The organism is Gilvibacter sp., assembly GCF_965601605.1.
GTDB lineage: Bacteria > Bacteroidota > Bacteroidia > Flavobacteriales > Flavobacteriaceae > Gilvibacter.
The window spans coordinates 106,686-119,475 of record NZ_CBFCWJ010000012.1; the positions used below are offsets into that span (position 1 = coordinate 106,686).

Here is a 12,790-nt window from a genome sequence, read left to right on the forward strand (position 1 = left end):
AACACTACTCTCCCTGACCTAGTGAGAATCCGCGTGTACCATCGAATTCATACAGGTTTTCTGTTTTGATGACATCAAAACCTTGGGCGTGCAGTTTAGACAAGAGCGCTACCACTTGCTCATAGTCTACCGGTTGATACACTGGAGTTCCATCAGTCGTGGCATCCATAGCCACAAAACGGCATCTCCAGTGATCAGTTTTATAAGTTTCTTTTAAACCTTTAGGGTACACTTTAACCCCGCGGTTGGTGATCATTTTTAATTTGAGTTTAAAGGCATCAATGGCCGTCAAAGCGTCGCCGATCTGATTCGGGTCCTCTCCTTTCCAATCGATGAATACATCAACACCAACCAATTCCTTTTTACGAGTCTTGCGCACATACTCAGGAATTTGAATGGTTCCAGCTCCTTCAGAAAGCTTACTCGCTTTTAAAGATTTTGGTGTTTCTCCCAATCGGGCAATCACAGCTTCAGCAAATTCACTGGTGTTAACCAAACGCGCTGAAGTTCCTTCGTTGTAAATATCTGCGGTGTGAATTCCCGCTTCAATAGTAGCCAAGAGTGCATTCTTAATGTTGTCAGCTACTTCGGTTTGACCCAGGTGCGCGAGCATGAGCACTGCACCGTTGATCAAGCCTGATGGGTTAGCAATTTTCTTCCCTGCGATATCTGGTGCAGAACCGTGGATGGCTTCAAACATGGCCACTTCCCTCCCAACGTTGGCAGAGCCTGCCATTCCAACAGAACCGGCGATCTCCGCAGCGATATCAGAAATGATATCTCCGTAGAGGTTGGCTGTCACAATTACGTCATACTGCTCCGGACGTGCTGCCAAACGTGCAGATCCGATATCAATGATCTGCGAATTGCTTTCAATCTGAGGGTACTCCTCAGCGATCTCTTTAAACACCCGGTGGAACAAACCGTCTGTCAACTTCATGATATTATCTTTGACCATACAGGTCACTTTTTTGCGACCGTATGCCTTAGCGTACTCAAAAGCGTATCGAATGATACGCTCACAACCCGGACGGGTGATCAGTTTTAAACACTGTACCACATCATCGGTTTGTTGGTGCTCTATACCTGCGTAAAGGTCTTCTTCATTCTCACGAATGATCACCACATCCATCTCTGGATAAGGTGTATGTATATAGGGGTGTAAGGCAGTTACCGGGCGTACATTGGCAAAAAGGCCCAAGGACTTTCTCAATGTCACATTGAGACTCTTGTAACCTTTGCCTTGTGGCGTGGTGATAGGTGCCTTAAGGATGATCTTATTGTTTTTGATAGCTTCCCAAGCTTGAGGTGAAATACCCGAAGTATTCCCAGACAAATATTGCTGCTCCCCGATCTCAATGAAATCCACGTCGATCTGGGCCCCAGCGGCCTCCATGATTTTTAGAGTTGCGTCCATAATCTCTGGACCAATACCGTCTCCTTTGGCGACTGCTACTCGTGTGCGAGTGGTTGTTTGAAGGGCAATACTGTTCTTATTTAGCAATTGATTTTGCATAGCTGTTCATTTGATTTATGCAAAGTTGAGAAATGATCTTCATTTAATTTTATTTATGTTTTTTATGAAATGAATAAGCGATGTTTATGTTTAATGGACGACTTATATTCCGCTATGATCACAAAATTTGAAGTATCTTTAAGTCAATAAATACACTACTATGAATACCACGCGCATAGGCTTAAACAGAGCTGCATCAGAAGAAACCGCTAATAAACTGAACGAACTTTTGGCCAATTATCAGGTCTTCTACATGAACTCCCGTGGGTTTCATTGGAATATTAAAGGCGATAAGTTTTTTGAGCTTCACCTCAAATTTGAAGAACTCTACAACGATTCGTTGATCAAGATCGATGAGATCGCAGAACGTATCCTCACCTTAGGTTTTGCTCCTTTACATACCTATACAGATTTTCTAAAGGTGGCAAAGATTCCTGAAGCCAAAAACGTATCAGACGGCGCAGAGGCGCTCAAGGCAGTGCTGGCCGGATATGAAGTTTTACTTCCGTTAGAACGCGAACTGCTCAGCATGTCTGGAGATTCAGAAGATGAGGGAACCAATGCTTTAATGAGCGATTACATCCGCGAACAGGAAAAATTGGTTTGGATGTATTCGGCCTACTTAAATCAATAAATCGTGACGAATCCTATCGCGAAAAATCTCGCCAATCAAATTCGTCAAGTTCATACGGGTGGTAATTGGACTGCTGTAAATATTAAAGATACGCTGGCTGATGTTGATCTTGCCTTAGCACTTAAAAAAAAGGACGGCTACAATACTATTGCCACCCTGGTGTTTCATATCAATTACTTCTACGAGGTGGTGATACCTGTAATGAAAGGAGGTCCACTCAACGGTAAGGATGCTTTGAGTTTTGATCATCCGCCTTTAAATACAGAAGCCGAATGGCAAGCTATGATCCAGAATTCTTTGCAACAAGGTGAAACCTTGGCAGCGCTTATGGAAGAATTCCCTGATGAAAAACTGGGTTCCGATTTTGTCGATCCCAAATACGGTACCTACTACCGCAACTTTTCAGGTTTGGTAGAGCATACCCATTATCATTTGGGGCAGATCGTCATGCTTAAAAAGATGCTTGCTTAGTATGCGTTTGATCAAATTTGTCACCGTAGCACTTTTAGGTATAGTATTGCTGAGTTGTGGGGAAGAAGGCCCTGTAAAACTTAGCCTGCCCGCTAATGCGGATGCGCTTATCGCGGGAGATTCTGCCAAAACTTGGATGCTGGCCAGTCGTTACAACGACGGTCACCGAATGAATATGGGAGATTGTTTTCTTCGCTACAGAATTACCTATAGACGCGACAGCCTGTTTAATGACAACAATGGAAGCAGTAGCAGTTGTGGTCCCACCTTAAAAGGGCGTTGGAAAGCCTTTCAAAATGATAACGGCAGTTTTGTAAAATGGGAAAGCGCGCAATTACCCGAACTCATGGGAATTGAAGAAGACCATAAATACTTCAGGATTATCACTCTCAATCCCGATTCCTTGGTAATTTCTTACAAACACAAGCAGTTTGGAAATAAGGAGCGAACCATCGTAGACTATATGGTTCCTGAGGGGACAGCGGTTAAGGATCGAGACTTTCACAACCGTTAATGCAAATTGCTGATTTTTAGTATATTTAAATCGCTAACTAACCAAAACTCACTCATATCTGGCTGTTGTCAGATGTTCCCCCAAACTTTGTTATTTCAAAATGATCGCGCTTCGGTTGTTTAGCAGTGTAGACTAATCAACCAATTATGAATTTGAAGAAATCTTTTCTTCTAGCTATTTCTTTGGCCTTGATCTTTCTTGCTGCCTGGGAGATATACCTTAGAAGCACCATGAAAAGTGTCATGGTGATTGACGACAATCAGCACCTTTGGGCAGTGCAACGCCATAGAGTTCAAGACCTCACTCAAGATGACGTAATTCTCACAGGCTCTTCCCGAGTCTTGTTTAACATCCAACTAGATGTTTGGGAAGAAAAAATAGGCCGCAGACCTTTACAATTGGCCAATGTAGGCTCCTCCCCACTGCCTGTATTCCACGACTTGGTTAACAATACAGATTTCAACGGCACTATACTGGTTGGAGTATCTCCGGGCTTGTTCTTCTCGACAACCTTCCCTCAGGCCATGCCCTGGGAATGGCCGCAATCACGTGTAGATCATTACCACAAGAGAACCTATGCACAACGCAGTAATCACTGGTTATCCATGCCGCTTCAAAAGTCGTTCTATTTTATCTCTGCGGAGGAAGACAGCGGTGATGACAGTGTTGATCTCAAGGCCATTATAGATCGTCAAACTTGGGGAACTCGGGCCATTGATAGCTTCCCGACTACCGGAAACTTTGGAGACATAGAAGCTGATAGAAATTTGCGAATGACCCAGCTATGCGCTACGGACACGGCAAACGCTAGAACCATTAAGAACTTTTGGGCAGCAATTATGAAAGGGGACGATACTCGTCCGCCGGATATCAATGGAACCACAAACTTCTTTTTAAAAGATCTCGAGAAATTCACCGCTCGTGGCGGGAAAATTATACTGCTTAGATCGCCTTCAACGGGACCCGTTAGAGCAAAAGAAAATGAACGCTTACCCAGAACTATTGCTTGGGATTCTTTGGTCATTAAAACCAAAGCACCTGCTTATCACTTTGAGGACTATCCGGCACTGAGTGGATTTGATTGCCCGGAATGGTCGCATCTAAGTGGACCGGACGCCGATATATTCACCGCAGCCTTGGTAGATCAAATGATCGCTGACGGCATTTTACAAACCAATAAATAAACAGCCATGTTATTCAACTCACTGACGTTCTTTGTGTTCTTGGCTGTGGTATTGGCCTTGTATTATTCGAACTTTTTAAACTGGACCAACAAAAAACGCATGTTGCTTTTGGCCAGTTATGTCTTTTACGGATTCTGGAATCCTCCCTTGGTTATCCTTTTGTGGATCTCTACGGTTGTGGATTGGACCGCTGCCAAACAATTGTTCAAACCCGACATGGCTGCTGGCAAGCGTAAAGCCTGGCTCATGCTGAGTTTGTGCGTAAATCTCGGCTTTCTGGCTTTCTTTAAATACGGAGATTTTCTTTTGGAGAACTTTGTGAGTTTGGTCAATGCCCTTGGAATGGAGTTTCAGGCTCAACCTATGGACATCATTCTTCCTATGGGAATATCGTTTTATACCTTTCAGACCATGTCGTATACCATAGACGTGTACAAAAGAGAAACTGAACCCGCTAGAACCTTTTTTGACTTTGCACTCTACGTGACTTTCTTCCCGCAACTGGTAGCAGGACCTATTGTAAGGGCTAAGAACTTGATCACCCAATTTTATGAAGAAAAACGCGCCACCGCTGAGCAGTTCTATTGGGGCGGTTTTTTATTGACCCTAGGCTTATTTCAAAAAGTCGTATTGGCAGACAGCTTGCTTTCTGGCACAGCAGATTATGTCTTTGAGCAAAAAGAACTCTTGACCACCATTGATGCATGGACAGGAACCTTGGCCTTCTCCGGACAGATCTTCTTTGACTTTGCGGGTTATTCCACCTGTGCCATAGGTATTGCCTTGATGTTGGGAATAATTCTTCCCGATAACTTCCGTTATCCCTACGCCTCAATTGGTTTTTCCGATCTATGGAGACGTTGGCACATCTCACTCTCCAGTTGGTTGAGAGATTACCTATACATTCCTCTAGGAGGGAATAGACATGGGATCACACGCATGTATGTCGCCTTAATGCTCACCATGCTCTTAGGAGGCCTCTGGCACGGAGCCGCCTGGACCTTTGTAATTTGGGGAGCACTTCACGGGCTGTATTTGGTCGTAGAACGCATCCTCAAAAAATTTATATCCATTAAGATCAATACCGCATCGGGAATTGCGTTAGCACTACTCACCTATTTCTGCGTAAATATTAGCTGGGTGTTTTTTAGGGCGAGGGAATTCAGTACTGCAAAACAGCTATTGGCTTCGATGTTCTTTATGGATGCTGAAGGAAAAGAGCTGCTCAATTACTTTGAGATCTTTAAAGTAGGAATGGTCATTTTAGGCCTTTTTGTTTGTCATTGGATCATGAGAAACAGCAGCGTTAAAGAAATGGCAAGCAAACAAAATCCGCTAGTTTTAGGGGTATTTTGGGCCGTAATGGTGTTTCTGATCTGTATCGCTCAAGGAACTGGCGAACAGTTTATTTACTTCCAATTCTAGATCTCTAGACTTCCCTTACCTTCTCTGATGAGCTCCGGCTCTCCGGAGGTTAAGTCTATAATGGTACTGGCTACATTTCCTCCGTAGCCACCGTCAATAACCAGATCTACTTGGTCCTGCCACTTTTCATAAATGAGTTCGGGATCTGTAGTGTATTCAATGATCTCGTCCTCATCGCGAATAGAAGTTGAAACGATGGGATTGCCCAATTGATCTATCAACGCCTGCGCTATCGAGTTATCAGGCACCCGAATACCCACCTCTTTCTTTTTCTTAAATGCAGCAGGCAAGTTATTCCCTGCGGGTAAGATAAATGTATAAGGACCCGGTAATGCACGTTTGAGTAATTTAAACGTACTGGTGTCAATTTGCTTTACAAAATCAGACAGGTGCGATAGGTCCTTGCACACAAAAGAGAAATTGGCCTTTTCCAACTTCACCCCTTTTATTCGAGCAACCTTTTCTAAAGCCGACTTATTATTTATATCACATCCCAAGGCGTAAACCGTGTCCGACGGATAGATCACCAAACCGCCCTGACGTATGATATCTACTGCCTGAGCGACATGCTTAGGGTTCGGGTTCTCTGGATATATCTTTAAAAAAGTGGCCATTTTCTGAGTGTTGAATTAAAGTTACAGCAAAAAAAATCAGCAGCCAACTAAAAAAAATCTTAATAAAAGTGTAATAAATTCTTAAATCAGGCGTCTTTTATTAAACAGTCCGAATTTATTTCGGCCCCTGTGGAGAAAAAAATGCGCTTGAAAAACTACATACCCTTTGTTTTAGCCCTGCTTCTTTTATGGGCATGTTCATCTGATGAGCAGACCAATGATACCCCAACAGATGACGAGGTAACCATTGAGCTTCCTCTTGAGGCCTCTGTTCAATTAGAAGTTAGTTATGGTGAAGATCCTTTACAGCGATACGATCTTTATTTACCTGCAGGACGAACTGCGCTAACCACTAAAGTGATCGTTTTAGTACACGGCGGCGGATGGGTTTCTGGTGATAAGGAGGATATGACTCCATTTATTGATCTCATTCAAACTGAACTTCCACAATACGCCATAGTTAATCTTAACTATAAACTGGCAGATCTCGAGAATCCGGCCTTCCCAAATCAATTCTTGGATGTAAAAGCAGCTTTAGCACAGATTAAAGCGCAAGCCAATGAGCTACAAATAGTACCTGAGTTTGCTTTGATAGGCACTAGCGCGGGGGCTCATCTATCCTTAATGATGGATTATGTCTATGATGATGAAGATTGGGTAAAGATGGTGTGCAGTATAGTTGGCCCAACAGATTTTACCGATCCGTTCTACAGTGACGATCCAGAATACCAAATATTCTTTAATTTCTTAGTTGATGAATCGGCTTATGCCGCTGATACCGATTATGCAGTAGCCACGTCCCCGGTGTTCCAGGTCAATTCCAATAGCGCACCGACCATCATGTTTTATGGAAATGAAGATCCATTGGTCCCTATAAGTAATGGTACCAATTTAGAAGCCGCGTTGGCTGACGCCAGTATCTCTCACAGCTTCACTATATACGATGGTGGCCACGGAGATGATTGGAGTCCAGAGAATTATGAGAATTTACAACAGCAATTGATCGCATACATACTAGAACACCTTCCGGTAAATCCGTAACATTTTAACGCATTTTTGCTTAAATGTTAATATTTTATGCATTTAAACGATTTAATATGCGTTTAATCGTCTTTATGTAGGAATAATACTATTTTAGGTCTACCTAATCTAAAGAACCTACATATGTTCAATTACAAAACCCCGATCCTGTATGTTCTTACCGCAATTTTACTTTTAACTGGGTACGCACCCATCAACTCAAGCTTCAGAGGCTATGAGGAAATCAGTTTCGCCGACATTGAAAATTCAGCAGCTTATGATGAACGATCAGTAATGTTTAGTGACATTAGTTATGGCGACAATGAACACCAACGTTACGACATTTACTTACCGATCAACAGAGATCAACGCAAGACAAAAGTCTTGATCTTGTTGCACGGTGGTAGCTGGATGCACGGCGACAAACTAAATCTAAACGACATGGTATCCGCTATGTTAGAGCGTATGCCAAACGTAGCTATCGTAAACATGAACTATACCTTAGCTAGTGCGGACAATTTTGCGTTCCCTACGCAATTCCATGACATCGGAAAGGTTATTGACCACGTTACTTCTCTTTCTGGAAGTTTTGACGTTATGCCCGAGTTTGGAATCATTGGACGCAGTTCTGGCGGACACCTTGGCCTCATGTATGACAGTGTCTTTGATACTGATGATCGAGTGAAGTTCGTAACCAGTATCGCTGGTCCAACAGACTTTACAGACCCTTACCTCAACAGAGCTGACAACTTTGAACTACTCTTTGAGCTTTTGGTTGATCCAGAAGCTTATGGAACTGATCCTTTAGAAAGTCTGAGTCCAATTTACAACATCAACATCTTTACTTCTCCCCGACTGTTGATCTATGGACAAGACGACAAGAAAGTGCCTTTAACTAATGGCGAGAACTACCTAGAAGCCCTACAGCGTGCAGGTATTGACAGTCATTTAAAAGAATTTGACGCTGGTCACTCCAATGCTTGGAATGATGAGCAATGGGACGAGGCATTTCTACAGATAGAAAAGGGTGTTAAACTATACCTAAAGTAAACGTACTTGTAAGCCACGGCTCTAAGAAAGCAGCTTCAGCTTTGCAAAGCGAAGTAAAAGCTTTTTGAGTCCGCCGTGTTCAAAACGAATCTCAGCTTTGGTGTCGCTGCCTATTCCCTCAAGTTTTAGGACTTCACCTTTACCAAATTTGATATGTTCCACTATAGACCCTACCTGAACCTCGGAATCGCTGAGATTTGTTCCGGGGTTTGAGGTGGCTCTACTCATAGGTTTTAATCGGCGTAGCTTTTCCAGTTGCTGCTGAGTTGGACCTTTGGGCGGTGCCCCTGCAGTAGGTTTACGCAAACGGAGTTTACTTTTATCAACTTCCCCAAAAATATCAGCATCGATAAGTGGTTTAAAACGATGCTCGGTAATTGGCGTCAAATACTCGAGGTATTGATCGTCAATCTCTTCAATAAAACGACTGGGCTCTGCATCGATCAGTTTTCCCCAGCGATAGCGCGATTGGGTATAGGTCAAATAGGCCTGCTTCTCTGCTCGTGTTACAGCCACATAGAACAGCCTACGCTCTTCTTCCAGTTCCGCACGGGTATTCATACTCATTCCTGAAGGAAACAACTCCTCCTCCATTCCAACAATGTATACGTATGGAAATTCTAGACCTTTGGCTAAATGTACCGTCATCAGAGAGACGCGGTCTTCATTGGTGTTGTCCTGATCCAGATCCGTAGCCAGGGCAACATCTTCCATAAATTCACTCAAAGCGCCGGTGGCGTCAGCCAGTTCCTTTTGCTCTTCCACAAAATCACGAATACCGTTGAGCAATTCCTCTACATTCTCAATCCGAGCAATCCCCTCAGGGGTTCCATCTTTTTTAAGCTCTTGTACCAAACCGGTCTTTTTAGTGACGTGTTCAGTGATCTGGAATGCGTCATACGATTCATTCAATACTTGAAAGCTTCTGATCATGGTACAGAAATCCAAAAGTTTCTGCTGCGTACCGCGATTGATCTTTAATTCCAGCTTTTCAATATTTTCCATCACTTCAAAAACCGAACGGTTGTAGTGATTGGCCGCAACGATCAATCGGTCGATAGTAGTTTGTCCAATACCTCTGGCTGGGTAATTGATCACACGTTTAAGCGATTCCTCATCCTTCGGGTTGAGGATCAAACGCAAATACGCCAAGACATCCTTGATCTCTTTGCGCTGGTAAAAACTCAATCCGCCGTAAATACGATAAGGAATATCTTTTTTGCGCAACGCATCTTCCATAGCACGAGATTGCGCATTGGTGCGGTACAGAATGGCGAAATCTCTGTTGGCCAACTGGTGCTGCATCTTTTGCTCAAAGATGGAACTGGCCACAAACCGCCCTTCGTCCCCATCGGTCATGGTGCGATTCACCATGATCTTTGGGCCATCCTCATTGGCGGTCCAAACTGTCTTTTCAAGCTTGGTTTTATTTTTATCAATAATGCTATTAGCCGCTTCTACTATGTTTTTTGTGGATCGATAGTTTTGTTCCAAACGATATACTTTGACGTCGTCGTAGTCCTTTTGGAAGTTGAGGATGTTGTTGATATTGGCCCCTCTAAAGGCATAGATACTCTGGGCATCATCTCCTACCACGCAGATGTTTTGAAAACGATCGGACAAGGCCCGAACGATCAAATACTGGCTGTGGTTGGTATCCTGGTACTCATCCACCAAAATGTATCGGAATCTATCCTGATACTTCGCCAAGACCTCCGGAAAGCGCGTCAACAACTCATTGGTGCGAAGCAGTAAATCGTCAAAATCCATGGCGCCTGCCTTAAAGCATTTGTCCACATAGGCCTTATAGATCTCACCTAAACGCGGCATTTTGGCCATGGCATCTGATTCCTGCAGCTCTGGATTCTGAAAATAGGCCTTTACAGTGATCAAACTGTTCTTATAACTACTGATGCGGTTATAAACCTGCTTGTATTTATAAATGTCCTTATCCAGTTGCATCTCTTTAATGATGCTTCGGATCACACTCTGCGAGTCTTGAGTATCGTAAATGGTGAAATTTGATGGATAACCCAACTTGTCCGCCTCAAAGCGCAAGATCTTTGCAAAGATGGAGTGAAAGGTTCCCATCCACAGATTCTTAGCCTCACTAGCACCGACAATCTTGGCAATACGCGATTTCATTTCACGAGCGGCCTTATTGGTAAAAGTCAAAGCCAAAATATTGAACGGATCAACGCCCTGTTGCATCAGGTAAGCAATGCGAAAAGTCAGTACCCGCGTCTTTCCAGACCCCGCGCCTGCAATCACAATCATAGCTCCATCCTTCTGCAGCACTGGCGCGCGCTGCGCATCATTCAATTCGTTTAAAAAGTCTTGCAAAATACTCGCTTTGGAAGTCCTAATTTCAGGAATGTGAAAATAGGCATTTCGGGACAAATTCTAAATGAGATAAGATAATATTTATAAACATAACCGCAGTAATTTATGAATGAATTAGCAGCTGCTCGATTCCTTTTTTGGAGTTCTGAGATATCCGTATATTTAAGCATCCTATCATACTAAATGAAATCGTTTTTAATCTTCTTTTTGTTCGGATTAACTCTGGCTGTAGCTCAGAATACGCGTATTGAAGGTGTTGTCATTTCAGAGTTTGGAAGCACCTATAATGTACCCAAGCTCGATATTCCTTTGGATACAACGCAAACCTTTAAAGTGCTATTTGATTTAAGCGCAGCTCCAGAAGATCCCGGACAACTCAGCGGCTATATCAACACTGTAGCCCGTTTTATCAATATGCATGTCGGGGCAGGTAAACCGCAAAACCAGTTGCAAGTAGCTGCAGTATTTCACGGAAATGCGAGTTACAGTCTTTTGCGAAATGACCTCTACAAAGAAAAATTTGGTGTAGACAATCCAAACTTGGAATTAATACAGGCATTACAGGCTGCCGATGTGGACATTATTCTCTGTGGACAGACTGCCGGACACCGAAACCTATCTGATGACCGCCGAATCCCGGGCGTCCAAATGGCACTCTCTACAATGACGGCCATGATTCAATTGCAACAACAGGGCTATACCATAATAAATTTCAATTAAAACTCAATTATTAAAACACCATCATATGCGTAGCTTAATTCTATCCCTAGTGGCTCTTGCGAGCGTTTTACCAAGCTTTTCACAGGCTAGTTTGGATGCAGATATTGCAGCCATAGAAAGCAAAGTGATCGAGTGGCGTCGTTATTTCCACGAAAATCCGGAGCTCTCCAACAGAGAGTTTAACACGGCTAAGAAAATTGCAGAACACCTCACAAGCATAGGTATGGAAGTTCAGACAGATATCGCAATAACTGGTGTGGTAGGAATTCTTAAGGGTAATCGTCCAGGAAAAGTCTTGGCGCTGCGCGCAGATATTGATGCACTTCCAGTTACTGAGCGCAATGACCTGGATTTTAAAAGTACCGTCACCACAACCTTTAGAGGCGTTGAAACTGGAGTCATGCACGCTTGTGGACACGATACGCATATCGCCATTTTAATGGGTGTAGCGGAGGTATTCGCAAAAAACAATGACTTTGCTGGCACTATTAAATTTATTTTTCAACCGGCAGAAGAAGGAGCTCCTCCTGGCGAAGAAGGCGGTGCAGAACTCATGGTAAAAGAAGGAGTCTTAAAAAATCCTGATGTAGATGCAATTTTTGGATTGCACATATCCTCCCAACAACCAGTAGGCTTAATTTCCTATAAGCCTGGAGGAATCATGGCGGCTTCACAAAGTTTTGAGATCACGGTAAAAGGAAAACAAACTCACGGTTCCCAACCTTGGGGTGGCGTGGACCCGATCATGGCAGCCGTAAAGATCATTGACGGACTGCAAACCATCATCTCTAGAGAATCTCCACTGACCCAAGAAGCGGCAGTACTCTCCATTGGGAAGATCACTGGTGGTGTACGTAGTAATATTATTCCAGAAGAAGTTCAAATTGTCGGGACCTTGAGAACCTTGGATAAAAACATGCAAGCCTTCATCAACAAACGCATGAAGGAAATGGTCCCAGCCATTGCTGCGGCTTATCGCGCGGAAGCCAGCATAGAGATCGCCACCGGCTATCCGATCACTTATAATGATCCAGCTTTAACAGCGCAGATGCTACCATCACTGAAAGAGGCGGCAGGAGCGGCTAATGTCATTGAGACCAAAGCTGTAACTGGAGCAGAAGATTTCTCTTTCTTTGCTCAGGAAGTTCCTGGCCTGTATTTCTTTTTAGGTGGAAAGGCACCTGGCAATCAACAAGCCTATCCGCATCACACACCGGACTTTCAAATTGATGAATCTGGAATGTTGTTGGGGGTTAAGACCTTTGTTCAACTCAGCATGGACTATTTGAACAATTAAAA

12 protein-coding genes are annotated in these 12,790 nt (G+C 43.5%); 9 read left to right on the plus strand and 3 right to left on the minus strand.

What is annotated here, in order from left to right:
* Nucleotides 1–4: 4 nt before the first annotated feature.
* Nucleotides 5–1,516, minus strand: a complete 1,512-nt coding sequence (locus ACSLP7_RS03025; RefSeq protein WP_435577943.1) for an NADP-dependent isocitrate dehydrogenase — start codon at nt 1,514–1,516, stop codon at nt 5–7.
* A 160-nt stretch (nt 1,517–1,676) separates the two neighbouring features.
* Between ACSLP7_RS03025 and ACSLP7_RS03030 the strand changes: the two genes are divergently transcribed.
* The 5 genes from ACSLP7_RS03030 to ACSLP7_RS03050 all read left to right on the plus strand — a co-directional run bounded on the left by ACSLP7_RS03030 (nt 1,677) and on the right by ACSLP7_RS03050 (nt 5,744).
* The gene (locus tag ACSLP7_RS03030) at nt 1,677–2,150 is read left to right on the plus strand and encodes a Dps family protein (protein ID WP_435577944.1); all 474 of its coding nucleotides are present in this window, start codon (nt 1,677–1,679) and stop codon (nt 2,148–2,150) included.
* A 3-nt stretch (nt 2,151–2,153) separates the two neighbouring features.
* Entirely contained in the window at nt 2,154–2,621 is a 468-nt protein-coding gene (locus tag ACSLP7_RS03035; RefSeq protein ID WP_435577945.1) for a DinB family protein, read from the plus strand.
* Between the two features lies 1 nt (nt 2,622).
* A complete protein-coding gene (locus ACSLP7_RS03040) occupies nt 2,623–3,135 on the plus strand; it encodes a lipocalin family protein (protein WP_435577946.1) in 513 nt (170 codons plus the stop codon).
* A gap of 146 nt (nt 3,136–3,281) precedes the next feature.
* On the plus strand, nt 3,282–4,319 hold the full coding sequence (locus ACSLP7_RS03045; protein ID WP_435577947.1) for a hypothetical protein: 1,038 nt from the start codon (nt 3,282–3,284) through the stop codon (nt 4,317–4,319).
* A gap of 6 nt (nt 4,320–4,325) precedes the next feature.
* A complete protein-coding gene (locus tag ACSLP7_RS03050; protein ID WP_435577948.1) occupies nt 4,326–5,744 on the plus strand; it encodes an MBOAT family O-acyltransferase in 1,419 nt (472 codons plus the stop codon).
* Here the strand turns inward: ACSLP7_RS03050 and ACSLP7_RS03055 are convergent.
* Complete coding sequence (locus ACSLP7_RS03055; protein WP_435577949.1) at nt 5,741–6,358, minus strand: L-threonylcarbamoyladenylate synthase; 618 nt, start codon at nt 6,356–6,358, stop codon at nt 5,741–5,743. The genes ACSLP7_RS03050 and ACSLP7_RS03055 overlap by 4 nt on opposite strands.
* A gap of 147 nt (nt 6,359–6,505) precedes the next feature.
* Here ACSLP7_RS03055 and ACSLP7_RS03060 point away from each other — a divergent pair, with 147 nt between their 5' ends.
* Both ACSLP7_RS03060 and ACSLP7_RS03065 read left to right on the plus strand, forming a co-directional pair.
* A complete protein-coding gene (locus ACSLP7_RS03060) occupies nt 6,506–7,399 on the plus strand; it encodes an alpha/beta hydrolase fold domain-containing protein (protein WP_435577950.1) in 894 nt (297 codons plus the stop codon).
* Nucleotides 7,400–7,522: 123 nt separating this feature from the next.
* Nucleotides 7,523–8,428: an alpha/beta hydrolase gene (locus ACSLP7_RS03065; protein ID WP_435577951.1), complete on the plus strand. Its 906-nt coding sequence runs from the start codon at nt 7,523–7,525 to the stop codon at nt 8,426–8,428.
* Nucleotides 8,429–8,449: 21 nt separating this feature from the next.
* Here the strand turns inward: ACSLP7_RS03065 and ACSLP7_RS03070 are convergent, their stop codons facing one another.
* A complete protein-coding gene (locus tag ACSLP7_RS03070; protein WP_435577952.1) occupies nt 8,450–10,771 on the minus strand; it encodes an ATP-dependent helicase in 2,322 nt (773 codons plus the stop codon).
* A gap of 183 nt (nt 10,772–10,954) precedes the next feature.
* Between ACSLP7_RS03070 and ACSLP7_RS03075 the strand changes: the two genes are divergently transcribed.
* Both ACSLP7_RS03075 and ACSLP7_RS03080 read left to right on the plus strand, forming a co-directional pair.
* A complete protein-coding gene (locus tag ACSLP7_RS03075) occupies nt 10,955–11,491 on the plus strand; it encodes a DsrE family protein (RefSeq protein WP_435577953.1) in 537 nt (178 codons plus the stop codon).
* A 25-nt stretch (nt 11,492–11,516) separates the two neighbouring features.
* Nucleotides 11,517–12,788, plus strand: coding sequence for an amidohydrolase (locus ACSLP7_RS03080; protein ID WP_435577954.1), 1,272 nt, complete (start codon nt 11,517–11,519; stop codon nt 12,786–12,788).
* Nucleotides 12,789–12,790: the final 2 nt, after the last annotated feature.